Raw genomic sequence first — 25398 nt, 5'->3', positions numbered from 1 at the left:
TATATCTAATTGATCAGAGGAACGATAAAGCTAGTGAACATACGGGTTTTCTGCTTTGTTTGTTCGTTTCATTAGAGAAGAAGTCAGACCTTTGAAAGACTTTTGTAACATTTATGAAAGAAAAATGAAAGATTTGTTAGATAGGATGAGGCTGGTTCTACTAGTAGATGATGCGCGCAAATGGTAAAATCATTAGTAAAAATTAAGAAGGGATGAAGACATGGTTATGAAAAGAAAACTACCTATACTTACGTTCTTATTATTATTATTTAGTTTGATAGTTACTGTTTTTCCTACAAATTCTGCTTATGCAGCTGAAGATGATCGTATACTTGATATATACGGTGATCCAATTACCACAAATAAAGATTACATCCTAGTAGATAAATATTTATGGGTGACAGGTATTCCTTTTGAAAAACGAGTAGCACCTGTAGGTCAGAATAGACTTGGAGTAACTTATGAGAAGTTTGCGGGTTGGCATTATGTAATTCAATATAAAAACTCATCTTATTACGGTGATGCTGAAAAGCGTAAGGATACAAAAGGTAATGAGTATTATGGTACACCTATCAATTTTGAAGTGCCGGCTGGAGTAGAGAGTGATGGATATGTAAGAAATAATACTCCGATTACAATGTCAATGTGGATTGGGGGACCAAATGCTGATGCAGGAGGAACAAAAAAATATGTAAATGCAGGCAATCGAAGCTGGATTTATTTTAGTGACCAATCAAAAAGTACGTTAACAGTTAAGAAAAAGAATTCGAAGGAAATAGATTTAGTAACAGGTAAAACGGATTATCTGAGAGATAAACTTGGTAGACCTACTGACTGGTATAATGCAGATCCGCAGCAATCTAGTTATGGAGTTACCACAACTTTCCAACTAGAGTATTCAGAGCAACCATTTGCAAATCGAGATAAATTGTGGGGAATAGCTGCCCCTGAAGATTACGCTGGTTATGAATTAGTACCTTTACAATAAGGTATCCAATTACATTCAGTTTTATATAACTGTACTTATTAGCATTTCATGTGTCTTCTGGTAAAATAAGAGAAAATGCTATGAAAGAAAGTTAAATTATACATTAAATGGAGGTATATGTATGAAAAGAAAAATTTTAGCTATAGCTTCTGTCATTGCTTTAACAGCTCCTGTTCAAAGCGTGGCGTTCGCACATGAAAATGATGGGCAATTTGATCCACCTATTGCTCAAAAATGGTCAGCAGAATCGATACATAATGAAGGAGTAAGTTCCCATTTATGGATTGTCAACAGAGCGATTGATATTATGTCTCAAAATACGACTGTAGTGAAGCAAAACGAGACAGCTCTATTAAATGAATGGCGTACTAATCTAGAGGAAGGCATTTACTCTGCGGATTATAAAAACCCATACTATGATCATTCCACATTTGCTTCACACTTCTATGATCCAGATTCAGGAAAAACGTATATTCCATTTGCGAAACAAGCAAAGCAAACGGGAGCAAAATATTTTAAACTAGCTGGTGAAGCTTATCAAAATAAAGATCTGAAAAATGCATTCTTTTATTTAGGATTATCACTTCATTATTTAGGAGATGTGAACCAGCCTATGCATGCAGCAAACTTTACTAACATTTCGCATCCATTTGGCTTCCACTCAAAATATGAAAACTTCGTTGACACAGTGAAAGACAATTATAGAGTAACGGATGGAAATGGCTATTGGAATTGGCAAAGTGCAAATCCAGAAGAGTGGGTTCATGCATCAGCAGCTGCAGCAAAAGCTGATTTTCCATCAATTGTTAATGATCAGACGAAAAATTGGTTCCTAAAAGCTGCTGTATCACAAGATTCTGCTGATAAATGGCGTGCAGAAGTAACACCGGTAACAGGAAAACGTTTAATGGAAGCGCAGCGTATTACAGCTGGATATATCCATTTATGGTTTGAGACGTACGTGAATAACAAATAACAAATCCATTTTACACATGGCAAAAGTTATGTATGTCATAAAGTGAAATGAAAACGAATATTGGGTTCAAGGGTCATCATAAGGGTAAATGCTATATTTTGAGTTTGATAAGTGTATTTTAGAAGTTTCAAAGCTTTTAAAATTAATGAAAGACTATTGTAATATTTATAAAAACAAATTTTAATCTGAAGTAAAAAGTATAAGCAATCAATGTACAGTATAATTTTATTTTTGTAATTTTATAGAAATGATAAAGTGAAGTGGGTCATAATGTGGAGGTAAAATCCAGACTATGACCCATTTTTACATGTCTCTCGGCTAAACCCTAATTACATCCGTTAATTCATAATTTGAAAAATACCTCTGATAAAAAACGTTGAATCAATTGATTGCAACGTTTTTAATTATTTTATTTACTTTTCACTTAAATAGATAAATGGCAATTAAATCTGAATTATTTTAAGACAATCGATGCTAAGTGTACTTGTATAACGGTTATTTATATTACGAAAACGAAAAAAGGAGATGTTGAATAATGACGAAACATATCGTAGACCTCTCAAAATACAATGATAATATCGATTGGGATATAGCGACGCCGCAACTGGATTTAGCAATCTGTCGCGTTCAATATGGCTCAAGGAAAATAGATCCACTGTACAATGAACATGTCCGAAATTTAGAAGCATATGGAATTCCTCATGCCGCTTATGCTTACGGTTGTTATGTAAGTATTGCAGATGCCATTGTAGAGGCCGAAGATTTTTTAGCGCGTGTAAATCCAAATGCAACATTTCTTGTGTTGGATGTTGAAGATGATACGCTAGCAAGCTGCGGAGCTACGAATCTAGCAGAAGCATCGCAAGCCTTTATTCATACTTGCCGAGATGCTGGTTGGAAAACTGGCTTATATGTATCGCATCATATGTATGGCTCTTACGGATTACAAAATGTACAAGCTGATTTCTTATGGATTCCACGATATGGAGGAAGAAAACCTAAATATGCATGCGATTTATGGCAATATGCAGATGGTGAAACAGGGGGATGGCTTGATGGAATTGGAAAAGTAGATCTAAATGATTTAAACGGAGATAAAACGCTCGAATGGTTCACAAATGCTCAGGAACTTTATCGTATTTTTATAGGAGACTTCAATTCGATTGAATGGACAGAAGGCGTATATCACACAATCAAAGGTATTTTCCCAGACTATGGGATGTGGACGCAACCTCTTGACGATGGAAATCAGCGTATTATCATTGGTGATTTCAACTCCAAAACATGGTGTGATGAAACGTTTGCGAAGTTGAAAGAAATTTTTCCGTCATATGGCATGTGGGTTGAGCAAATTTAGCTATTTTCTATAAAACCTGCATGATGTATATCGTATGGGATGGCACGATAGGAAGACCTCTTTTCTGTGAATTTTGTGTGGTAACTCAATTCTAACAAGAAAAGGTCTTCCTTTTTAATATCTATATTCATTTATACAAAATATTTTATACTCTCTTATCATTTTTTAATCTATGGAATTTTCAATGGCTATTTTCAAATACTTTGCTGACATTTTATAAGCACGATTATTATAAAAATAGTTTCCTAGTTCAGTAGCGAGTTCACGAACTAAAGGGTATTGTTTTTTTTCTAAACCTATTTCAATAGCTTTTTGCATATTTATCTCCTATCTAAAATTGATGCTTTACACCTTCAAATTTTTAATCTGTAATAACTTCATCATTTTCCCTCTCATACAATTCGACTTATATGTTTTTAAAGAGTTTAATTTGTTCAATTGTTACACCGCCAATATTGTTCATAGAGATGTTGATTTAGTTGATTTATCACAGGCATCAATAATTTTCTAATTACAAATTATCCATGAAAGCATGGTTGTTTTGGTTTGGAAAGAAAGTAAATTAGTTGACGAGTCTTTCCTTTTTTACCATAATATTGTATGAAGGAAAGGAGGAGGGAGCATGGAAGCATATTTTCGAGCAGCTCCATTAGAACCGTTTGTCCCATACTCGAAACAACACGTTATTATACTTCTTCTTATCGGTTTAGGGATTTATTTTCTATATCAATATCAGGATTTACTCCGCCAAGAGCAATGGAATATGATGGTTCGCTATACAATTGCTTTTTTGTTTATAGGCAGTGAAATTGGATTGGATATATGGCAAGTGAAGGCGGGGATTTTTCGACTCAGTACATCATTACCATTTGAGTTATGTACGATTAGTTTATTGCTGGCATCTATTATGATTATAACGAAAAGTTATAAGTTATATGAAATTGTCTTTTTCACAGGAATTATCGGGGCAGCGCAAGCAATTTTAACTCCAAACTTACAGTATGCATTTCCGCATTTTCGCTTCATAGAATATTTCATCGCACATGCATTACTCATTTTGTCACCGCTCTTTATGACGTGGGTGGAAGGATATAGGCCGACTTTTCAATCTGTTAAGCGTACGATGCTATTTTTAAATGCATTACTACCAATTATTTTATTTGTAAACTATAAAACAGGCGGGAACTATATGTTTTTAGCGCATAAGCCAGAGACGACTTCATTACTTGATATGTTAGGTCCTTATCCTTACTATATTATTTCATTAGAAGTTGTTGCGTTTATTGCATGTCTAATCTTGTATATACCATTTAATAGAAATAGAAGTCGTATGAATAAAAAATTATTAAGAAACATTTGAGTGAGAAAAGTGAAACCACACCCCGCTACAGATTTAGCGATGGTGTGGTTTTATTATTCAATAACTTGCTCGTTAATACTCGGATCATGATTGGCTATCACTTGTACACAATCTTCTCTTTTCCTAAATTCTCTGACCCAATCTAAAGATTTTTGAGCAGCGGCCTTATCAATAGTTACCCCAGGTAATACATTTTGTTCCCAGGATCTCTCTGAATAGCCAACATCACTAGCTAATAGTACCCAGCCTTTCGTTGTTTGTACCAGCGCAGAGCATAATCCCTTGCTATGGCCAGGTGTATATACCATATAGAGAGAACCATCTTGAAATACATCATAGCCTAACTGATAAGGGCCGTGTGGAATTTCTTGTAACTGAAAAGTATTGATAGGAACACTTTCCCACATTGATTTAATGTACCCGGCGTCTTTTTGGGCGGCATGCCATTCTAGTTCATTCGTTATAATATGTTTCGCATCTGCCACTTGTTTTACCCCGCTTACATGGTCGGAATGAAGATGGGTCAGTAATACGTAATCAATATCCTTGTTTTGAATTCCTTTTGCTTGAAGTCTTTCTGCAACAGACTGTCCTTCCGGTAAAGTACCAGTAAACATAGTAGAAGTAAGCCAACCTAAATGTTTTTTCGGATTTGTTCTCATATCTTCGTGCCATCCTGTATCGATTAAGACTAATCCTTTTGGATGCTCAATTAAGTACGCGGAAACAGGCATCCATCTTTTTTTAGTAGAACTTCTGAACCATCCAGTATAAGGCATCGGATGCCATGTTTTCTCTTGAAATGCCATCGCTTGATCAATGTACACTTGCCCGGTATGCCATACATGTATTTTACTCGTCATCATTTCTCACCTCTGGATAAAAAATAAAATAAATTATAAGATGATTATGTATTTTCTGCAAAATATTTGTTTCAATGAAATATTATGTTAAATATGGAGTGAATAGACATGCAATTGATTTTTTAAATTACATATCATCGTATGTACGACCATTATCTTCCGAAACTACTCCAAGCAATTCATCGTTTAAACACCGAAGAACTGTGGAAGCAGGAGATGAATTCAATTGGTGGAATCGCCTTGCATATTTGTGAGCATATAAAAAGAAATACAGCTCGGTATTCGAATCCGGATATAAAGTTTGAAGAAGGGATTGAAGAGTATTTTCCTCATTTAGACATATCATCAACTGCTTTGTGTTCCATGATTGAAGAGACCTTTACGAATTGGAAAAAAGAGTTTGCGAAAGTGGTAAATAGTAAACAAAATGTAGAAATAGATATACATAGCCTTCTACATCTTGTGGAACATATTGCCTATCATTTAGGGCAAATTGTTGACCGAGTGAAAAGAATAAAGAACACGAAATTTGATTTTTGTCAAAATGGACTAAACGAAAGAAATTTGAAAGCGAGGATTGAAAACAATAGGTTAGATTCATAAGGATTTCTTATATGTATCCTAAAGTTTTGGCTCATTTTACCGAAATGAAAGATATTGTACGATTAATTTAAGTATGAAAAGAAAGGAAATGATGCCAATGCTTACATTTCGTCGTGTCGATGTAGAAAAAGATAAACAGACTATCATTAGATTTTTCACAGATACAGATGAAGAACTTCAGTTTAATGAGAGTGAATATATAAAGTATGCAAAGCAAAAGCAACTAAATTTTCTGGAAGGATTTGTTCTCTTGGAACATAATCAACAGGTAGTCGGGGAATTAGTGCTTCGATATGACCATTATGAAGGAAGAGAGATTGGTTATGTAAGTTTTGTATATGTAATTCCCGAGGGGCGCGGAAAGGGATATAGTAAAGAGATTTTTCAATATGCCGAGGAGCAGTTTAAAAAGCGTAATTTACTTGAATATCATCTTCGCGTTGCACAGTCCAATTTGAGAGCCATCAAATTTTATGAAAAACAAGGACTTGAAAGATTGGGAGAAGAGCGAAATTCTTACAATCAGCGTTGCTGGAGAATGAGGAAGAAGATGTAGATAAGGTTATATAAATTCAAAAAGCGGTGGTCGTATTGACAAGTAAAATTCATATTATAGGTTCTGTCGGGAGCGGAAAAACAACTTTAGCAAAAATGTTATCTTCACAGTTAAACATTCCATATTATGAGCTCGACAACGTCGTTTGGAAAAGATCTGAAAAAGGGGATATAAGAAATACACCCGAAGAAAGAGATAAGCAACTGAACGATATTGTCAGTTCTGATGCTTGGATTATTGAAGGCGCCCATCATACATGGGTATCTCAAAGTTTTCAACATGCAGGTATCATCATCTTTTTAGATGTAGCTCTTTCAAAAAGGATATATAGAATAACAAAGAGATTTATTTTACAACTACTTCAGCTTGAAAAGGCGAACTATAAGCCAAGCTTTCACATGTATTTGAAGATGTTTAAGTGGACGAGGGATTTTGAAAGGGAGAGTAAGGCAGAGATTTTGTATATGTTTGGAGAGTATAGTGATAAGGTGGTTGTTTTGAAGGATAATAGAGAAGTTGATATATAAGTTGAAAAAACGACATAAAAACCCCTTTCTTTTTAGGGGAGGACGAGAGCATCTGGCCGTGCGTGGAAGCGGTCAGGACCTTTTCCTGCCACATGCGAGTATAGGTCATATTGTATTCTGCATAGCAGCTGGAGCTAGACAAAGAAAGATGTAGAAAAATAAAATATTTTGAATGGAAAATAAAGATGATATTGATCATAATAACTTTATCCCGCACTAACGGGCAGTAAGACCCCACCTCAAGATTCAGAGAGAAGCAAAGAAGATAGGTGGAGGATAACTGCCCGTAAAAGCCCGATTGGGAGGGCTAATAATCAGTGGGGGATGAAGAAAACCCCCACTGATTAAAGTTTCACTTTATAATTATTGAATCATAATCTTGTTTCTTTTCATCGCTGATCATGTGCAAAAAGTAAAGTGACCGTCTTAAGTGAGGTCACTTTACTTTCGGTGCTGTTTTAATAAAACGCATTAAAATTACAGTACCTGATATGTTTAAAATAATGCTTGCACTAAGCAAAACTGCCCATAATGCAGTAGGCAATGAAAGTGTTATAGATAACAGTAAGAAAAGAATACCTACCGATATAAAAGTTAGCCCCAATAGAATATTATTTATAATATGGAAAACCTCCTTTACAATGTTATTTTAACCGAAATTTCCATTGTAAATTTCTCCACAATAATCATTTAAAACGGGCCAATATGATTCCACCTTAAATAAAATCTATACATAATACCAAAAACAAAAAATAGTGAAATAAAAAGAGAATAATATTTTTTTCTTATCTTCACAACGCGTAAAAACTTTCGGTTCGTAAATATGAACGTTGGCAAAAGAATACCACTTATTATGAGAGTAATCATGAGTCCCAAAATGATAGTAACCCATTCTTCCCCAACCATATCTGAACAAACATTAATTAAACAATCAACTCCATAGAAGGTGATTAACAACCAAAGCAGAGCATAACCAAAAAGAAAGCCAAAGATAAAATTAAGAAGAGAACTTATTGATAAGCATAAATATTTCATCTATTTACCTTTCAAAAACATTGTAATTATTAAGAAGCAATGTCAATCATATTATAAATTATTCATACGTAACTTCATTGTATTTCTTAAACGGTACATTATTAAGAAAATCAAGTACAATTTCATTGAAAATATTCTTTTTCATCACATTTAGAGGATCAAATGCATTCTGAAATAAAGCCAGTTTGCCATTAGCAACATTATTATAAATTGTTCTAGCTGCCTTCCCTTCATCTATACCTGTTACTACCTTCCCTGCTCCTGAAAGAATTAAAGTTTCTGATTGTATTTGATGAAGAAGATGAGTATGTGTAGGAAACGGTGCTTTTTTTATCATGAGAAGCATTTTTTTATCTATCGAAAAAGAATTACGTAAAATTTTTTGTGTATAATCGTCGTTTTTATATACTTTCATCATCATATCGATAATTTTAGTATAAGGTAGCAAGCTAAAAATGAAATTAGAAAGATGTAATATCCATTTGGAAGCTTGGGAGGGGAATTCACTGTAGCTATTAGAAATCACTAATTTTTTTACATAAGATGGATAATGAATTGCTAATAATGTTCCAAGAATTGCTCCCTGTGAGACACCTATTATATGAAGGTTAGAAATATGCAATTCATCTAAAAACGCTACAATGTCCGATACAATTAGTTCGTAGCTGTACTTATTGTTAGGAAATGTTTTAATAGAATCTCCATGTCCCCTATAATCCATAAGAATCATTTTATATTGTTTAGAAAATGATTCAATTTGCGGCTCCCACATTTTCCAACACGCACCGCTCCCGTGAAGAAATAAAATGGGTTCACCTTTTCCAAAACACTTATAGTGAAATTCTCCATTTCGTGTTTTTACTACAGCCATGAGCAAAACTCCCTTTGGTTAAATTTTGAAATTCCCCATATTTAAAATATACATTACAAAAAATAAATTTCAATATTTTTTGAAGTTTTATATGATTTATATTTCAAAATTTGGAGTAAACAAAAACCTGCTCCTTATTTATGGAGAAATTGAAAAGGTAGAAGTGTATGATGCTTATAAGACTGGAAAAGTAAATAAGTTGGGTTTTAAATTTGTATTTTATACAAATACGAATGAAAAAATCGAGGTGAAATGTATAGAGGACAAGTGGTCAGAGGAACAGCGCAAAATGGAGGAAATGGAAGAAGTAATAAAGCGAAAAGGAATTCCGATTACGTACAGTTCCATTTTTAAAATAAAAGGTCAATTTCAATATTAACCGCCGCTCACTAATAAAAAAAGAATCCTAAAGTTTTAACATTAGGATTCTTTTTTAAAATGTATATAAACCTACTTTTTCACTTTTCGTCCTACTAATACCCAGTATAGAGATAAACTGAATAGAGCAATTAGTACGAGAATGAATAGGATGTTACTAAACATGGCAACATCCGCATTGTTTACCATTCCTAGGAAATTTTTCTTCATTGCGGAATGGTCCATCATTGCCGCTGTGTAGGCAATTCCGATTGACATCGCAACATTCAGTGTTAAGTTATAAAAGCCGATTGCTGTTCCTGTTTTTTCTTTATCAATTGTACAAATACAAGAGTCAAGTAATGGTGCATACATGAATGCAAATGAACTAGAGAATAGAACCATAGATATTACGAATACAACAACGGAAGTTTTTATAAAGAATCCGCCTAATAGTAAGCTTAACATAATGCTGCACATAGCGAGTGTAATACATTGTTTGCTTCCCATAACCTTTGCAACTTTTCCGGAAAGGGCTCCGACGATAGTTGCTGCTATATAGCCTGGAATTAATAATAGCGAAATTGTATCTAACTGCAAGCCATAAATCTTTTCAAGTAAGAATGGAAATAGGAAAATATATGCTAGCTGTACAGAGTAAATGATAAACGCAACGCCAAGTAATGAGATAAACTGCTTATTTTGGAAGAATGAGATTCCGATAAAAGCTTTTGAGTTCTTACTGATATAAGTAAGGAACAAGGCAATTGCAACAATAAACAAGATTAGGTAAAGCCAATTGAAATCTGTAATATATAGTAGTAGGGACGCTGAAATGGCTCCAACTAGAAATAATCCTAATATATCTACATGACTGTTTTCCGTTTCTTCCTTAGGAATATATTTCAAAATAAAAGGAAGAGTGAAAAGTGTTACTAAAGAAAGTAAAAATAAAGTTGTCCAATGGAAATATGTTGAAACATAACCTCCAGTTAATGCACCGATAAGCTGTGAAAGAGCAAAACTACTTGTACTTAATCCTAAAAATTTCTTTTGTTCATCTGCAGGTAAATGCTTTGTGACAAAGATTACATATAACGTTTCAGCTGATGCTAAACCGGCAGTTTGAATAATTCGTGAGATAACAACTAGTAAAAACGAGTGTTGAAAAACATATCCCATGATGGAACCAACACAGATTAAAATAATCCCAGCGCTAAAAAGTTTTCTAAAACTAATAGAATCCGCTAAAGCTGCGTAAACGACTGCGCCAATTCCAATTACAAGACCAGCTAATGTTGCTTGCCAGCTAACTGTTGTCGCTGAAATGTGAAAATCCTTTGCCATATCAACAGAAATAATCTTAAACGAATTATCAATTACCAAACATAATAGAAATAACAGTAAGGTAACAGGTACTGCTTTCTTAGCGCTATACTCCTGAGTTTTCTTCATGCTTACATCTGCATTTATTGTAGACATAGCGATATTCCTCTCCTTTTGTGATTCAGGGAATGGTCTTCCTGAATCATGATTGTCTAACTACCAATTGATCGAATGGCTTCAGTAATTTCTAAGCCATTTGTTTCATATAAGGGATTTCCTTGTGCACAGTTGTACCCATTTTCGTTTTTTCCTTTTTATAACGTTTGAAAAGGAAACGTTTGCACGAATGACTGGAAACATTTTAAAATTTGATTCCGCTTTCATGAACATGCATAATAATCTATTACAATATCGTATAGTTGTCTAAAACTTGTATACATCTAAAAAGTGAAAAGGATACCACACTTTGTTCTTATGATGTTTACAAGGAAGCATTTGCATGAATAATGAAAAATATCTTATACTTTGATTCCGCTTTCATGATCGTGCATAATAACTCTTTGCGATATACAATATTGTATAGTTGTCTAAAAACTTGTATACATCTTAACAATGAAAAGGATACCATACCTTTTCTTTGCTCACAACCTATCTTTCTTTCGGAATTTGTCTGTTTTGTTACAAAAAAAGCGATGTATTTTGTATGAAATACATCGCTTGCAGCTATTGGGATTAAAAATATTGAGAACGGAGATATAGCAGCGTGACCAAAAGAAGTAAAAAAGAGTTAGCATGACGCTAGCTCTTTTTTACTTCTTTGTTTTAGCCTTATTACTTTGTAATTTTAGAGTGTTGACTTAAGTACTCCTGAACTCCTGGAGAAATGTCAAAGCGGTTCGGTCCTTTATATTCGATAATAAAATCCTTACCTTCATTTGTTTCAAATGAGATCTCATAACTATCCATTTTATGATTGTAAGAAGTGCCTTTGACTTTCGCATCTAAATCGAAGTATTTCACAATATACTTTTCTGATTCAGAAATGGCGGTTTGTTTTTTCCATGGAGTACCATTCCATGTGAAGTAAAGAAATAAAGCGGTAACGCCAATGAGAGAAGTTAGTAGAATAGCTACTCTAGTTACGTTTTTATTCATTTGAGTGATTCCTCCGTAAAATGATATGAATTTATTTTAACACTATCCCAACAGAAGCCCCCTTCCTCAAGCATTTGCAGAGCATAGTCCAGGTGGTAGGGAGGGAATGAATGTTGGTCGTGTATGGCTGAAATGTCTTGTTTTCATGAGCGTATAGGGAATCCTACTTTCAACGGATAGCACGTTACATCTATCAAGCATTGAGAGGGAAAAAGAAATACAAAAATGATATCGTAAAGTAGCTTGATTAACATAGAGTTCTTTTTAGAAGGGTTTAACTTTTTCATTTCCGGTTATTTTATGAATAATATATTTCACTCCCAAATATATTCCGCCAATTAATATGAAAAGTATAACTATAATAGCATCTTCAGCACCTCCACCGGAAAAATCTAAATCCTTCTTTTTACTTATAATATGTCCCAGAATATAGGACAAGATAAAGCTGATTACAAAGGCTAAAGCAAGATACACTGTAAATTCTCGATTCGATATTGCAGCCACTATGTAACAACAGACTCCGAAAAATGTAAATAAAAGCAATAAAAAAAATAATGCTTTAAAAAATTTTTTGATATTCACCCAACATTGAGACAAAAATTGTCTAAATGTTCTCCGGTTACGTGGTCTCTTTCTGCGTCGTTTCTTTTTGTGCTCTTTCATTTCAATCATCCATCCATAATCATTGTATTTCTATAATTATATCATTAAACAATAATGAGGTATATTCTTAATGTTAGATATAGTAGGGTAGCTTTAAGGTTTGAAGACAAGGGATACCTCGTTTTATGAAGAATTGTACACTAGAGGTTTTTAAATGAGATAGTGGTTATATGTAAAGTGAATATCATCTCATATTATTACTTATAGTAGCTTGCGAGCTATAATATATATAAATCCAAATTAAAACCCTGGCATAAACCCCTTTTCTTTTTAGATGGTCGAGAGCGTCTAGCCATGCGTAGAAGCGGTCAGGGCCTTTTTCTGCCACATGCGCACTGAAAACCAGAGATAGCAAGCGAGTACAGTTTCCTTTTTCTCTGCATAGCAGCAACCTATATGTCGAAAAATTAAAGTGGATTTATATATATGGTCGGATAAAAAAGATTTAGGAAATGTAACAGTTACTATAGAGGGGATTTATTCATACTCATTGATAGGGATAGAAACGTCTTATATATTTTCTTGTTTTTATTATATTTAAATAATACATAAAGATGAAAAAAGGGGTAAAACCATGGATTATAACGCATTTCTTAAGCAAGTAATTAATGGAGATTGGAAGTCAACTCAAAAAGGTTTTATTGTTTATACTCCTGAAAAAACCATGGAATATTTTGAAGATATATCAAATGAAAAAGATATATTTTTAGCGGATTTTAAGTATGTTGAAGATTTATTTTTTGAAGCATGTTCTAATGTCATAGAAAAATTTTCTCGTTCCGAAAATAATAAAGATGTATTTGTACTCGCATTGTACGTTGATACTGAGGGCGGCTATTGTGGTATATCAATAAATACAGAATCGGAATACCGAAAGATAATTGATAAGTGGTATCCTGATGAATCAGAAGAAGAGCTTAATAGCTTATATGGAGTTCGGTACCATGATTCAGCATTTCCGTTTACCTTTTTTAGTGAATTAATCACTCCGCAATTAGAAGAAATCACAAACGCATACTATTGTATAAATACGGAGCATCCAATACTTGATGTTCAAAGAAAGATAGCATTTCATAAATCCTTTTTTGCAGAACATCTAATATTAATAGGAATCAACGTGGTGAATAGACTTAAAAATATATTTTCATTGTTGGATACAACAGAAGATTTTTTTGCTTATGTAACCTTGCATGATGTCAATGCTGAACTTTCCGAATTGTTGATCAAAAAAACAGTTCCAAATGTATTGTTCGATCAGCTATTTTCCAAAAAATAAATGAAATGAATACAAAAGTCATTGAGGGATGTTCATCATAAGAAGGAATAAATCAAATCCTTTTTATAATTATTTTTTGAGATAAAGAGAAAAGGAATAGTTCTAATTAGTTTGTATGATACATAAACCCATATAAGGCGCCTTTCCTTGTTCACATTCAGCAGAATGCGTGCAACCTAATATCCTTTATAAAGAATAATATATCTTTTAAGGAACTATAAAACAAAAAGCGCACCATCTATTGTATTGGCGCGCTTTTTATTTTACTTAATTCGTGAAGGACTAATATGATCTAGCCATAGAATTCCATCATATTGTTGGTTAGGAATCATGGTTTCATCGTAAGATCCCCAATACTGTCCGATAATAGGCATATACATCCAAGAGGTTTCAGGACGATTTTCCTCACCTTTTAAATTTACAAATACTTGCGGATGTTGTGCAGCTTTCAAAATTTCTTCAACACTATTTGTTTGATGTTTTTCCTTTACATTTTCAATCGTTTTATTATCTGCTAGCAAACTACTACCACTATATGCAAATATACCAACTGTGTACATTTGGTTTTTTAAATACTGTGGTATCATATCCATCATATTTGGAAATGGTAATACGGTTTGAATCATTTTAGAATTTTGTTTTCTGATATGATAATTGTGTCCCCACACAATCATTTTTTTATTCTTAAATTGCATTTCGCTTAACCATGCTAAATTTTGTGCCATCCTTTGATCTCGAGTGTAAAAGGACCAATCATCTGGATATTTTACAGCTGGAATCTTCTTATCAAATTTCACTTCAGTTGGAATATATGTCTTAAGCGCATCGATTCGAATCTTGATTGACTTTTCTAGAAGATTTACATCATAGGATGCTTTAGGTGCTACTTGTTGCAATTCATTTTTATGTTGTTGGATAAACTCTTTTATTTTTTCATATTTGTCCAAAAGGGGTGCCTGCATGTCTTCAAATTCCTTATAAGAAGAGACAAAATGGTGTTTCACGATTTCTCTTTCTGCTTCTACAAGTAATTTACCTACTTCAGGATTCAATTTCCCAATCCATTCATTTGCATATGTTGCAAATGTAGCAGTATTGGCATTCCAAGGTATTTGTAGATCAAATCCTGTTAAAATAAGAGGTGTTCCTTTTTCCTTTTGTTCTTTTATGTATTGAAATAATTCTTCCACATCTTCTGTAAACCACTGGTTAAAAATAGCTTTCTTCATGGCTTGTTCAGCTGTTAAATCATCTATATTTTGATACACAGTATTCGCTTCCGCAAAGTTTGATTCAAATGCAATCACATCATAACCCATTTCTTCATGCAAATACTTAATGATACGAACCTTAGATTGATTCATTTCTGTTGAACCATGAGTAGACTCACCTAGTGAAACAATACGTTTGCCCTGTAAAGTTTGCTTCAAAAATGATAAATCCTCATTCGAACTAGCAGTTGGTTCTTGTAATTTAACCGCATGTTCACGAACCCAATTCTGCCATTTTTGTTGATCTGCAGGCAGTTCTTCAGCAGATGCTACTGTCGAAAATGTTGTGAGTGCAAATAAAGTAGCTACTAATCCTTTTTTCCATTTTGGAAACACATATACCCCTCCTGATTGTTTATAAACTTTATTGCATAAATCTAATTATCTATCATTCATTTCAAAAAATGGGAATAATTAGATTTATATATTTATACTAGAGGACAGAGATTATAAAAATCAAGGGAAAAGGTAATAATTATGTTAAGTCATAATATTCTGTGAACTTAAAAGTGGAAAGGAACCGTTAGAGTGGAGATCTAGGAAATATCCTACATAGCTACTACAAGTATATGGAAGTTAGATAGGATTTAAAGAAGGACGGCTACTACTTAATTTGTTGAAGTAATCAATATGTTTGCGAAATACACAAAGCCCCAAGTATGTTCATACGTTCACACCTGAGGCTAATTTTAGCTACCAGCTAGCCGCTTTAACATGTGCCTTTAACCATTTTTCCCAAAGTGGATCTTCTAGTTTAAGTAAACTTAATGACGTGCCCTGCATGTCTAAAGATGTTAGATGAGTTCCGACTTTGACAAATCGAATATCTAGTCCTTCAAGTTCACATAAACGACGAATGTCATTTGCAAAGATATACTGTTCCATTAAGGGGGTAGCACCTAAGCCGTTAATTAGGATTGCAAACTTGTCTCCTTGTTTCCAGCGGTAAATACTTTTGAGTTTATTCATCAGCTCAATAGCCAGTTTTTCAGAAGAACATAATATCTCTTTACGGTACCCTTTTTCTCCGTGGATGCCGACTCCGTAAAACACTTCATTGTCTTGCAAGGTAAAAGAAACTTTTCCTTGGATTGGGTTGGTTGCTGGAGAGAGGGCGACTCCTAATGTATGGAGATTACGAATGACAGATTGACCAATGTCTGTTAATTGTTGTAATGAATAGTTTTCGAGAGCCGCTGCTCCGAGTATTTTATGAACGAAAATCGTCCCGGCCACTCCTCGTCTTCTTTTATTAAAAGAAGCATCATCTTCAATGGAAACATCGTCATTCACAATTACATGATCAACAAGTCTTCCTTCCTTTTTTGCCAAATCTTCAGCAGTTAAAAAGCTTTCTACGTCAGCTTTAAAGTTTTTAATAATTAATAGGACACTTTTATCTTTAGGTACAGAGCGAATTGCCGCTAATATTTGTTCTGGTGTAGGAGGAGTGAAAATTTCTCCATTGACTGCAACTGAAAGCATTCCTTTTCCTACATAACCAATATCAGCTGGTTCATGCCCGCTGCCGCCGCCGCTTATGATCACAACATTTTGCTTGGTCTTGGCAAGATCTTTCTGATAAATGATGTTGTGTTTTGCGTTATAACATATTTTATCGTGATGTTCAAAATAAAAACCGTGTAACATATCCTGAACAATATTTTGAACATCATTCATGATTTTTTTCATTGTTTTTCCACCTTATCATTTGTTTACTGATTGCTTAAGTAAAAGTACTAATTGATTGTTTATCATATTTTTCATCATAGAAGACATGATAGCTGGATCGACAGCACAATGGTTTTCAATCCAGCTTTTTATTGTCCCAACAAATCCATGACTATAAAAAGAGGCCAGTGTATCTTTCTTCATCTCAGAAATAGCTAAGTTACAGCCAATTAATAGCTCATCGATAATTTTGATGTATAAGTTTTTCGTATGCTCGAATAGATAGTAATTAAATGAATTTTGCTCGATTACCCTAAATGCATTTCGGTAGAAGCACTGATTTTGATGAAAGTAATTAAATAATAGGTCAAAAATATTCTCCCATTTTTCATAATCAAGAAAGTCTATAATATTTTCTTTCGTTTCTTCTTTATAAATCCAACCTAACAATTCAAATTTATCTTTAAAGTGATAATAAAAAGTTTGTCTGCGCATCTGACAATGTAACATAATATCACTCACAGATATTTTATGAAAAGGTTTCGTTTCCATTAATTGTTTTAGAGAGTTGGCTATAATTTTTTTTGAAATGATAGAAGAGGTCATTTGAATCCTCCCTACAACTTTATTCGTTTTTAATAAGTAACATCCTATCTATAAATGAAGTGGGTGTCTTTAGACAAATCGTGAATTTTGTCCGTTTACCATAAAGCGCTTACATTTTAGTATAGTTAGTAATAATACGCTTTCAAATATATCATAATTCAGAAGGGAATGTACCACGGCAGCAATACTCTATGAATAAAGAAAGCTATGAAAGTGTGTATACAAATAAGGTAAATGATTTAAGAAAATAACAAAATGCATAGAGGAGGAGTAATAAGTGAAAAAAATTATAAATAAACCTGAAACTCTCGTTATGGAGATGTGCAATGGAATGGTTATGGCTCATCCGGAACTGGAGCTTTTGAAAAAGTATAAGGTAATGAAGAAAAAAGAAATGAACGAGAATAAGGTAACGTTAATCAGCGGTGGCGGTAGTGGACATGAACCGGCACATGCGGGCTTAGTGGGGAAAGGGATGCTAGATGCTGCGGTGTGCGGGGATGTGTTTGCTTCTCCTTCGCAAATACAGGTATATCAGGCGATTAAAGCAACAGCTAGCAAAAAAGGTACACTGCTTATTATTAAGAATTACAGTGGAGATATCATGAATTTTAAAAACGGAGCTCACTTAGCTACTGAGGATGGCATTCAAGTAGAATATGTCCGCGTTGATGATGACATTGCAGTAGAAGACAGTCTTTATACAGTAGGACGTCGCGGTGTTGCAGGGGTTGTGTTCGTACATAAAATAGCAGGTGCAGCAGCAGAAGAAGGTATGGATTTGATGCAGGTCAAAGCTGTAGCGGAAAAAGCAGCGGCAAATGTTCGAACAATTGGTCTAGCACTAACTTCCTGTACAGTTCCTGCTAGTGGATCGCCTACTTTCAAGTTGGGTGAAGATGAGATGGAATATGGCGTTGGTATTCACGGAGAGCCAGGCAGAAAACGGGAAAAAATTGCGACTGCAGACGAATTGGCTTTGCGCATGACAAATGAACTTGTGAAGGATTTAGCGTTAGATGGTAATGAGGATGCTGAAATTGCTGTTTTAGTAAACGGCTTTGGTGGTACACCGCTACAAGAACTTTATCTATTTAACAATGCGGTTACTAGGGAGTTAAGCGGCAAAAATATACGAATAAATAGAACGTTTGTTGGGAATTACATGACTAGTATTGATATGGCCGGAATTTCTCTAACAGTAATGAAACTCGACGATGAGCTGAAAACATTGCTATCGAAACAGTGTAATACACCTGCATTTAAGGTAGATGGACCAATTGAGAGTGTAGAATACGTTGATATTGAGGCACACGAGGAAGAGAAACCAGTTTTCTTTGAGACAGAAACAGCGGCAGAACATGCGATCATCAAGAATGAGGTCATCACATTAGATAATATGATTTATCTTGTAGATAAAATGAGCGAAGTCATTATCAAGAACGAAGTGCCTTTCTGCGAATTGGATACCCATGCAGGTGATGGCGATTTTGGAATGAGTGTCGCGAAAGGATTCAAGCAATTAAAACGAGAGTGGAGTTCGGTTTTAACTCAAGAACGTTTCAATATAGGAACATTTCTAGATGCGTGTTCTATGGTTATTATGGAACATTGCGGCGGGGCTTCTGGGCCAATTTGGGGCGGCGCTTTCCGAGCTGCAGGTAAGGCTGTAGAAGGAAAAATGGAATTAACAATTGGAGAGTTTACTGAAATGTTGCAGGCTTCACTTAAAGGTATACAGTCCATTGGTGAGCGATCTTTCGGAAGAGGAGCAGAAGTAGGTGATAAAACGCTTGTGGATGCGCTTGTGCCTTGTGTAAATTCTTGGTCAGAAAGTGCTATAGCTGGCGTGGACTTTAAGACTGCTTTTGAAAAAGGGGCAGCGGCTGCTGTTAAGGGAGCGGAATATACAAAAGAAATCGTTGCTCGAATGGGCCGCGCTGGTACAGTTGGTGAAAGAAGCTTAGGGTATCCGGATGCTGGTGCCTACGCTCTAGGGGTTATATTTACAGAACTCTCCCGTAGTTTAAAATCATAGCACTACTTTAAAAACGTTATTTTGTTGGCTTGATAGTAATGTGGGGCGGTACGCCTAATAAGTGGTATGTAATTAGAAAATATTTTTCTGCACAAAAAAAGAGTGCAAAAATTGCACTCTTTTTACTAATTTTCATTAGAAATCGAAGTTATCAGGATCCGGACCAACACGGTGATTTTTGTTTAATGCATCGATTTTTTCCATATCTTCTTTTGTTAATTCAAAATTAAATATATCAGCATTTGCAATAATTCGATGCTCTTTCGTTGATTTTGGAATTGTTACAACTCCATTTTGTAAATCCCAACGTAAAATAATTTGCGCTGTTGTTTTACCATATTTATCAGCTATTTCTTTTAATGTTTCGTTATCTAATAATTGACCTTGCATAAGCGGTGACCATGCTTCCATTTGAATACCTTGCTCTTTACAGAAAGCTTGTAGTTCTTTTTGTGTTAAACGCGGGTGATATTCCACTTGGTTAATCATTGGTTTCATTTCTGCATCTTTCAGTACATCTTGCAAGTGATGGATTTGGAAATTACTTACGCCAATCGCACGCACATGGCCATTTTTGTAAAGTGTTTCTAACGCTCTCCACGTATCTTTATATTTGCCTTCTACAGGCCAGTGAACAAGATATAAATCTAAATAATCTAGTTCTAATTTTTTTAAGCTCTCTTCATATGCAGCGATTGTTGTTTCATATCCTTGTTCTGCGTTCCACACTTTTGAAGTGATAAATAAATCTTCTCTCGAAATCCCAGCTTCTTTTATACCTGCACGGATGCCTTCACCCACTGCTTTTTCATTTCCATAAATCGCAGCTGTATCGATACTACGGTATCCTTCTTTAATCGCTATCTTTACAGCCTCTACAAGTTCTGGTCCATCTTCTACTTTAAATACGCCTAAACCGAACCAAGGCATTTCTACACCATTATGCAATACTGTTTTACTTTGTAAATTTTTCATTATACTTTTCTCTCCTTTATTTTACTTGATCTCTTTTTTCTAACTTCATACTCCAAGCTGTTAAAATAACAGCGCCTACTACCATAATGCCGCCTACCCAAGCTGTATGAATTAACCCTAACGAGTTCGTTACAATACCACCTAAATAAGCACCAAGAGCAATTCCTGCGTTAAATGCTGCAATATTAATTGCTGAAGCAATATCGACAGCGCTCGGTACAAATCGTTCAGCCAATATAACGACATACACTTGTAGCCCCGGAACATTCATAAATGCGAATAGCCCCATAAGAATAATCGTAATAAGCCCAGCTACTTGAAATGGCGCTGTAAATGTCAGTACGAATAATACAATTGCTTGAATGAAAAACATATAAAATAATGCACGAATTGGATTATGATTTGATAGCTTCCCACCAATCATATTTCCAATCGCAATTGCAATTCCATACACTAACAAAATGATTGTAACGGTACTTGCTTTAAATCCTGTTACCTCTTGTAATAACGGAGATAAATACGTAAATGTTACGAATGTCCCCCCATATCCTAATGCAGTAATGATGAAAACAAGTAATAGTCTTCCATTCGTGATAAGTTTAAATTGATCACGAAATGATACAGACGTTCCTTTTTTTAAATCAGAAGGAATTAGCATACTGTTTGCGATTAAGGCAACGATTCCAATTACCACAATCGCCATAAACGATGCCCTCCAGCCGAATTGTTGACCAATAAATGTTCCAATTGGTACACCTGTAATGGTCGCAACAGTTAAACCAGTAAACATAAAAGCAATCGCGCTAGCACGTTTATTCTCTGGTACGAGTGCAGCTGCAATTGTGGATCCTATCGACATAAAAACGCCATGCGCGAAAGCAGATACCACCCTCGCGATAAGTAATACAGTAAAACTTGTTGCGACCGACGCAATTCCATTACCTACAATAAAAACAATCATAATCCACATTAATAATGTCTTTCGCGACATACTAGCTGTTAACGACGTTAAAACAGGCGCTCCAAAAGCTACCCCTAACGCATATAAGGAAACGGTTAAACCAGCTGTTGTAACCGAAACATGTAAATCTTCCGAAATAGATGGTAATAAACCGACACTTATAAATTCAGTTGTACCAATTCCGAATGCACTAATTGCTAATGCTAATAACGCAAACACACTTCTTCTATTTGTTTGAACACCTGAAGAAGATACTGTATATGAATTCAATTGAACTCCTCCTTAATACGAGAAATCCAATCATAATAGTATGATAAAAAGGCCCTTTTATCTTCTGAAAAAATATATTATTTCCTATAAATGCTATTATGAATGATTTCATCTCTTTTCTGAAGAACGCACTTTTAAGTAATATAGGTACCAAAAAGTAACATAGGAATCTTTTGGTACCGTACTACTCATTTACCTCTTACGTATGTTATTATGAAACATATTCAACACAATAAAAAGTACGTACTTTAAAGTGCTATAGGTACTTAAAAGTAATCTTTAAGTTATTTAGCTCAAAAACTTAAACCTAAATTTATCAAAGGAGATTTTCATATGAAGAAATACAATATTCCTGTGGAGGCAACTTTAGAGGTTATCGGTGGAAAATGGAAAGTTGTTATCCTTTGTCATTTAAAGACAGGCAAAAAGAGAACGAGCGAGTTAAAACGTTTAATGCCTGGTATCACACAAAAAATGTTAACACAACAATTACGCGAACTAGAAGAAGACGGTGTAATCCAAAGAAAAGTATATAACCAAGTACCACCGAAAGTAGAATATTCTTTAACTGATTACGGTTCGTCTTTAGATTCCATACTAGATTCTCTCTGTACTTGGGGGGAATGTCATCTCGAAAAGAATGGGAACACGTCCATGCTTATTACAGCTGACGAATAATAAAAAAGGAAAAAACGAACAGAAATATGTTCGTTTTTTCCTTTTTTTATCTAACATAAAAACATCTTCGTTTGTTAATTTAGAATTTATCGTTAATTATTTATCAACTTTAATAAATACGGTATAAAATTTTATAAAATCCAATACATTCATATGCTGATAGTGATTTATTAACTGTATCCTTTTGAATTTAAAATACATATTTTTACAAAAAATACAAATTTCTACCTTTACTTTAAATTCCATAAAAAATATAATCTTCTATGAAATTACATTTTTGTAGAATTTTATAATGGAAATTGGAAGGGTGATCAAAAAACAGAACGAAGCCGTTGCTTTTTATTCGCTTATTAACTTTGTTAAACTCCTTATTCTCTTGTAAGTAATTTAAGTATTTTTATATGAAGAAATCGAAAATAGTTGTCTACAAGGAGATAAACTGATATGAAAGATATTTTAGAATTATTCCCAAGTGATGATGGTAATAAAAAAACACAAGAGCTATTTTTGGAATCCATAAAAAAAATAGTTAGAAATCTTGGTGATTTAAAAAATGAAAATCAGGCAACCTTAGGAAATATTGAGGAAAAATCAGTAGAATACTACAATGAATTAATTCATAGCAGTTATATACCTAAAACAGGTATTGGTATTCCTAATGTCATTGAAGAACTAAATCAATTTATGAACGGACACCCTTATCCGAATAAATATTATTTATCTAATGCTGTACCTCTTCCGAGCATTCCATCATTACTAGGTTTATTGACCATGGCACTATTAAATGGTAATGGCGTTTGGGATGTATATGGTCCTGCAGCAGCAGAAGCAGAAGTGAAAGTTGTGTCTATGCTCTCGAAATTGATTGGTTATGATCCAAATAATAGTGGCGGTTATACAACATGGGGAGGACAGGGCTGCGTATTTTCAAGCTTACGCTTAGCTATTTCAAAAAGCTTTCCACAAGCAAAAGAACAAGGTGTTCCTCAAAATGTGTATTGTTTTGCTTCTGAAAATGCACATTATAGTTTATTGAAATCGGCTGAGGCAACAGGAATTGGCACAAATAATTTAATTAAAGTGAAAGCTGATCCTCATACAAATTCTATAGATATAGAAGATTTAGAGAAAAAGATCATAGAAGTTATCGAAAAAGGAGGCATCCCTCTTTATATTCTAGCTACTATGGGTACAACAGATACATTTGCGATTGATAATATAAAGAAAATTAAAGAGGTTGCTGAATTCATAGAAGATAAATACAAATTAAACTCTATTTATATTCACGCTGATTCGGCAATGGGCGGTTTCTATAGTTTCTTTAATAATTATGAATTTGAACAGAATCCATTATTGTTTGAACCTTCCGTAAAAGATGCTTTAAAACAAATACAAGAACAAATGCAATACATGCATCTTGCTGATAGTGTATGCTTTGATTTTCATAAATTAGGTCAAGCCCCTTATGCTACAAGTATTTGGATTGTTAAAAATCATAATGATTTGCACATTATGGACATAGAACAGAATGATACACCTTATCTTGGTAACAGATCATATGGTAGTTATCATACAGGTTATACACTAGAATGTTCACGGTCTGGTAATGCTATTCCAATGTATGTAAATTTATTGGCATTTGGCATTGAAGGCTATCAAAAATTATTAGCAAATTACGTTCGAGTAAATCTTTTATTTAGAAAGAAATTAAGAGAAGCTTTACCTCAAGTAGCAGTAACGAATGATTACACATATGGTCCCATTACGACATTTCGTTTCTATATGCATGGCGATGGTGAAGAGAATTGGAACGAAGAAAGAACAGGAAAATCAACGCAAGAAAGTATAGAGGAAACAAACAAATTAAATATTGAAATATTTAATCACCTAGGAAAAAATCGAGATCAGATCTTTTTAGGCGATACAACTCGTTCTTGTTTAGTTAATGCTATAAATGGAAGTGAACGTAATCCAATTTCTACTCTTAAGTTTTTTTCTATCTCTCCATATACAACAGTTGAATGTTTAGATGAGGTTGTAGCATTTATTAAAAAGCATGTTCTTACTGTAACGAATGATATCTATGCTTGTATTTAATAAGTTCATATATTATTGATTTAATATTCAGGATGTATATAAATACAAATTAAAAAATCGACATAAAAAACTCCTTTCTTTTTAGGCGGGCGAGAGCATCTGGCCATGCATAGAAGCGACTTATATGTCGAAAAATTAACATAGATTTATATAGTTCATTTTTCATTAAGAAATATCACTAATATCTTTACAAACATACTTAATTTACTATTTTATGAAAAGAGGAAGAATAGATGAATATAGAAATGCTAGGAACTCAACATATTAAAGATGCAGCTGCGCTAATTGCACAATCTTTTGCAAATAGTGAACCCCTTGTGAGTGGTTTACAAATTCCTTTTGCTTCTTTTAATAAAATGTGTGAAGAAATGGTAAGTCAAGCCGCTTCTCAATCCATGTCATTTGTAGCAATGGAAAATTTCCAAATGATAGGCGTTATCTTGGTGAGAAAAGCCAATCAACCACTCATAGATAAAGAAAAAGCAGCCGAGGTATGTCCTCAAATAGAACCAATTTTTCAATTATTAGATGCATTAGAAGTAAACTCAATAGAATTCTCCCAGCTAGATAAAGAAAATTTAGTTTACCTAGATATGGGAGCTTGTCACCCAGAGTGGATGGGGAACGGTGTAGTCACTACCCTTCTTTCACACGTAGTGCAAGAAATAGTGCTAAAAAGAAATTTTGATATGGTTGCTGCTTGTACAAATAAAATTTCTCAACAAATACTCAAAAAACGATATACACCTTTTCAAATTAATGAAATTGTATACGGTGATTTTCTTTATCAAGGTATGTATCCATTTTCAAATATAACATCTACTTTAAGTGCTCAGTTGTTATATATACCTCAATCGCAAATAGTCATCAAGGCTATTTGAAATATATAGAGATTAACACATACTGAAAGATTCAGGT

General features: G+C 34.0%; 23 protein-coding genes and 1 pseudogene. 13 read left to right on the top strand and 11 right to left on the bottom strand.

Annotated elements, in window-relative coordinates; translation table 11 throughout:
• Positions 1-220 precede the first annotated feature (220 nt).
• From WAZ07_RS09905 to WAZ07_RS09895, 3 genes are all read left to right on the top strand, one after another.
• Positions 221-988: a hypothetical protein gene (locus WAZ07_RS09905; protein ID WP_336472296.1), complete on the top strand. Its 768-nt coding sequence runs from the start codon at positions 221-223 to the stop codon at positions 986-988.
• 121 nt (positions 989-1109) lie between these two features.
• Complete coding sequence (locus WAZ07_RS09900; protein ID WP_090917705.1) at positions 1110-1964, top strand: phospholipase C; 855 nt, start codon at positions 1110-1112, stop codon at positions 1962-1964.
• Between the two features lie 535 nt (positions 1965-2499).
• Positions 2500-3321 (top strand): GH25 family lysozyme, encoded by an 822-nt coding sequence (locus WAZ07_RS09895; protein ID WP_336472295.1) that lies wholly within the window; start codon positions 2500-2502, stop codon positions 3319-3321.
• A gap of 165 nt (positions 3322-3486) precedes the next feature.
• On the opposite strand, the pseudogene WAZ07_RS09890 reads toward WAZ07_RS09895, so the two are convergent.
• A pseudogene (locus WAZ07_RS09890) lies at positions 3487-3648 on the bottom strand (helix-turn-helix domain-containing protein); the annotation flags it as partial.
• A 295-nt stretch (positions 3649-3943) separates the two neighbouring features.
• Between WAZ07_RS09890 and WAZ07_RS09885 the strand changes: the two are divergent.
• Positions 3944-4681: a YwaF family protein gene (locus WAZ07_RS09885; protein ID WP_336472294.1), complete on the top strand. Its 738-nt coding sequence runs from the start codon at positions 3944-3946 to the stop codon at positions 4679-4681.
• Positions 4682-4734: 53 nt separating this feature from the next.
• Here WAZ07_RS09885 and WAZ07_RS09880 read toward each other — a convergent pair whose 3' ends face one another.
• A complete protein-coding gene (locus tag WAZ07_RS09880) occupies positions 4735-5547 on the bottom strand; it encodes an N-acyl homoserine lactonase family protein (RefSeq protein WP_336472293.1) in 813 nt (270 codons plus the stop codon).
• A 138-nt stretch (positions 5548-5685) separates the two neighbouring features.
• On the opposite strand from WAZ07_RS09880, the gene WAZ07_RS09875 reads away from it, so the two are divergent.
• The 3 genes from WAZ07_RS09875 (at position 5686) to WAZ07_RS09865 (ending at position 7230) form a co-directional block, all read left to right on the top strand.
• Positions 5686-6147, top strand: coding sequence for a DinB family protein (locus WAZ07_RS09875; protein WP_336472292.1), 462 nt, complete (start codon positions 5686-5688; stop codon positions 6145-6147).
• 97 nt (positions 6148-6244) lie between these two features.
• The gene (locus tag WAZ07_RS09870) at positions 6245-6703 is read left to right on the top strand and encodes a GNAT family N-acetyltransferase (protein WP_336472291.1); all 459 of its coding nucleotides are present in this window, start codon (positions 6245-6247) and stop codon (positions 6701-6703) included.
• A gap of 26 nt (positions 6704-6729) precedes the next feature.
• Positions 6730-7230 carry a shikimate kinase gene (locus WAZ07_RS09865; protein ID WP_336472290.1) on the top strand — a complete coding sequence of 167 codons (501 nt, stop codon included), beginning with the start codon at positions 6730-6732 and terminating at the stop codon, positions 7228-7230.
• 1093 nt (positions 7231-8323) lie between these two features.
• On the opposite strand, the gene WAZ07_RS09860 is transcribed toward WAZ07_RS09865, so the two are convergent.
• A complete protein-coding gene (locus tag WAZ07_RS09860; protein ID WP_336472289.1) occupies positions 8324-9136 on the bottom strand; it encodes an alpha/beta fold hydrolase in 813 nt (270 codons plus the stop codon).
• Between the two features lie 91 nt (positions 9137-9227).
• On the opposite strand from WAZ07_RS09860, the gene WAZ07_RS09855 reads away from it, so the two are divergent.
• On the top strand, positions 9228-9515 hold the full coding sequence (locus WAZ07_RS09855) for an RNA-binding protein (RefSeq protein WP_336472288.1): 288 nt from the start codon (positions 9228-9230) through the stop codon (positions 9513-9515).
• Between the two features lie 71 nt (positions 9516-9586).
• Here WAZ07_RS09855 and WAZ07_RS09850 read toward each other — a convergent pair whose 3' ends face one another.
• The 3 genes from WAZ07_RS09850 to WAZ07_RS09840 all read right to left on the bottom strand — a co-directional run bounded on the left by WAZ07_RS09850 (position 9587) and on the right by WAZ07_RS09840 (position 12637).
• On the bottom strand, positions 9587-10975 hold the full coding sequence (locus WAZ07_RS09850) for an MFS transporter (protein WP_336472287.1): 1389 nt from the start codon (positions 10973-10975) through the stop codon (positions 9587-9589).
• A 675-nt stretch (positions 10976-11650) separates the two neighbouring features.
• Positions 11651-11974 (bottom strand): YfjL-like protein, encoded by a 324-nt coding sequence (locus tag WAZ07_RS09845; RefSeq protein WP_336472286.1) that lies wholly within the window; start codon positions 11972-11974, stop codon positions 11651-11653.
• Between the two features lie 264 nt (positions 11975-12238).
• Positions 12239-12637, bottom strand: coding sequence for a permease (locus WAZ07_RS09840; RefSeq protein ID WP_336472285.1), 399 nt, complete (start codon positions 12635-12637; stop codon positions 12239-12241).
• Between the two features lie 574 nt (positions 12638-13211).
• On the opposite strand from WAZ07_RS09840, the gene WAZ07_RS09835 reads away from it, so the two are divergent.
• Positions 13212-13913 (top strand): hypothetical protein, encoded by a 702-nt coding sequence (locus tag WAZ07_RS09835; RefSeq protein ID WP_336472284.1) that lies wholly within the window; start codon positions 13212-13214, stop codon positions 13911-13913.
• Positions 13914-14176: 263 nt separating this feature from the next.
• Here WAZ07_RS09835 and WAZ07_RS09830 read toward each other — a convergent pair whose 3' ends face one another.
• The 3 genes from WAZ07_RS09830 to dhaS form a co-directional block, all read right to left on the bottom strand.
• The gene (locus WAZ07_RS09830) at positions 14177-15520 is read right to left on the bottom strand and encodes an erythromycin esterase family protein (RefSeq protein ID WP_336472283.1); all 1344 of its coding nucleotides are present in this window, start codon (positions 15518-15520) and stop codon (positions 14177-14179) included.
• Between the two features lie 357 nt (positions 15521-15877).
• Complete coding sequence (dhaQ, locus tag WAZ07_RS09825; RefSeq protein WP_336472282.1) at positions 15878-16876, bottom strand: DhaKLM operon coactivator DhaQ; 999 nt, start codon at positions 16874-16876, stop codon at positions 15878-15880.
• A 15-nt stretch (positions 16877-16891) separates the two neighbouring features.
• Positions 16892-17461: a dihydroxyacetone kinase transcriptional activator DhaS gene (gene dhaS, locus WAZ07_RS09820; RefSeq protein ID WP_336472281.1), complete on the bottom strand. Its 570-nt coding sequence runs from the start codon at positions 17459-17461 to the stop codon at positions 16892-16894.
• Between the two features lie 277 nt (positions 17462-17738).
• On the opposite strand from dhaS, the gene dhaK reads away from it, so the two are divergent.
• Entirely contained in the window at positions 17739-19499 is a 1761-nt protein-coding gene (gene dhaK / locus WAZ07_RS09815; RefSeq protein WP_336472280.1) for a dihydroxyacetone kinase subunit DhaK, read from the top strand.
• Between the two features lie 135 nt (positions 19500-19634).
• Here the strand turns inward: dhaK and WAZ07_RS09810 are convergent, their stop codons facing one another.
• Entirely contained in the window at positions 19635-20474 is an 840-nt protein-coding gene (locus WAZ07_RS09810; RefSeq protein ID WP_413788880.1) for an aldo/keto reductase, read from the bottom strand.
• Positions 20475-20490: 16 nt separating this feature from the next.
• Positions 20491-21705, bottom strand: a complete 1215-nt coding sequence (locus WAZ07_RS09805) for an MFS transporter (protein ID WP_336472279.1) — start codon at positions 21703-21705, stop codon at positions 20491-20493.
• A gap of 333 nt (positions 21706-22038) precedes the next feature.
• Between WAZ07_RS09805 and WAZ07_RS09800 the strand changes: the two genes are divergently transcribed.
• The 3 genes from WAZ07_RS09800 to WAZ07_RS09790 all read left to right on the top strand — a co-directional run bounded on the left by WAZ07_RS09800 (position 22039) and on the right by WAZ07_RS09790 (position 25361).
• Positions 22039-22383 carry a winged helix-turn-helix transcriptional regulator gene (locus WAZ07_RS09800; protein WP_336472278.1) on the top strand — a complete coding sequence of 115 codons (345 nt, stop codon included), beginning with the start codon at positions 22039-22041 and terminating at the stop codon, positions 22381-22383.
• Positions 22384-22827: 444 nt separating this feature from the next.
• Positions 22828-24480, top strand: coding sequence for a pyridoxal phosphate-dependent decarboxylase family protein (locus WAZ07_RS09795; protein ID WP_336472277.1), 1653 nt, complete (start codon positions 22828-22830; stop codon positions 24478-24480).
• Between the two features lie 233 nt (positions 24481-24713).
• On the top strand, positions 24714-25361 hold the full coding sequence (locus tag WAZ07_RS09790; RefSeq protein WP_090917650.1) for a hypothetical protein: 648 nt from the start codon (positions 24714-24716) through the stop codon (positions 25359-25361).
• Positions 25362-25398: the final 37 nt, after the last annotated feature.

Origin of the sequence: Bacillus bruguierae (genome assembly GCF_037104725.1) — a bacterium.
In the GTDB taxonomy this organism is placed as follows: Bacteria; Bacillota; Bacilli; order Bacillales; family Bacillaceae_G; genus Bacillus_A; species Bacillus_A bruguierae.
This window is presented reverse-complemented; position numbering and strand designations above follow the sequence as displayed.

Bases quoted from the DNA above. Each gene is read 5' to 3' on its own strand.
- WAZ07_RS09905 (WP_336472296.1), top strand. From the start codon at position 221: ATGGTTATGAAAAGAAAACTACCTATACTTACGTTCTTATTATTATTA.
- WAZ07_RS09900 (WP_090917705.1), top strand. From the start codon at position 1,110: ATGAAAAGAAAAATTTTAGCTATAGCTTCTGTCATTGCTTTAACAGCT.
- WAZ07_RS09895 (WP_336472295.1), top strand. From the start codon at position 2,500: ATGACGAAACATATCGTAGACCTCTCAAAATACAATGATAATATCGAT.
- WAZ07_RS09885 (WP_336472294.1), top strand. From the start codon at position 3,944: ATGGAAGCATATTTTCGAGCAGCTCCATTAGAACCGTTTGTCCCATAC.
- WAZ07_RS09880 (WP_336472293.1), bottom strand. From the start codon at position 5,547: ATGATGACGAGTAAAATACATGTATGGCATACCGGGCAAGTGTACATT.
- WAZ07_RS09875 (WP_336472292.1), top strand. From the start codon at position 5,686: ATGTACGACCATTATCTTCCGAAACTACTCCAAGCAATTCATCGTTTA.
- WAZ07_RS09870 (WP_336472291.1), top strand. From the start codon at position 6,245: ATGCTTACATTTCGTCGTGTCGATGTAGAAAAAGATAAACAGACTATC.
- WAZ07_RS09860 (WP_336472289.1), bottom strand. From the start codon at position 9,136: ATGGCTGTAGTAAAAACACGAAATGGAGAATTTCACTATAAGTGTTTT.
- WAZ07_RS09855 (WP_336472288.1), top strand. From the start codon at position 9,228: ATGATTTATATTTCAAAATTTGGAGTAAACAAAAACCTGCTCCTTATT.
- WAZ07_RS09850 (WP_336472287.1), bottom strand. From the start codon at position 10,975: ATGTCTACAATAAATGCAGATGTAAGCATGAAGAAAACTCAGGAGTAT.
- WAZ07_RS09845 (WP_336472286.1), bottom strand. From the start codon at position 11,974: ATGAATAAAAACGTAACTAGAGTAGCTATTCTACTAACTTCTCTCATT.
- WAZ07_RS09840 (WP_336472285.1), bottom strand. From the start codon at position 12,637: ATGAAAGAGCACAAAAAGAAACGACGCAGAAAGAGACCACGTAACCGG.
- WAZ07_RS09835 (WP_336472284.1), top strand. From the start codon at position 13,212: ATGGATTATAACGCATTTCTTAAGCAAGTAATTAATGGAGATTGGAAG.
- dhaQ (WP_336472282.1), bottom strand. From the start codon at position 16,876: ATGAAAAAAATCATGAATGATGTTCAAAATATTGTTCAGGATATGTTA.
- dhaS (WP_336472281.1), bottom strand. From the start codon at position 17,461: ATGACCTCTTCTATCATTTCAAAAAAAATTATAGCCAACTCTCTAAAA.
- WAZ07_RS09810 (WP_413788880.1), bottom strand. From the start codon at position 20,474: ATGAAAAATTTACAAAGTAAAACAGTATTGCATAATGGTGTAGAAATG.
- WAZ07_RS09800 (WP_336472278.1), top strand. From the start codon at position 22,039: ATGAAGAAATACAATATTCCTGTGGAGGCAACTTTAGAGGTTATCGGT.
- WAZ07_RS09795 (WP_336472277.1), top strand. From the start codon at position 22,828: ATGAAAGATATTTTAGAATTATTCCCAAGTGATGATGGTAATAAAAAA.
- WAZ07_RS09790 (WP_090917650.1), top strand. From the start codon at position 24,714: ATGAATATAGAAATGCTAGGAACTCAACATATTAAAGATGCAGCTGCG.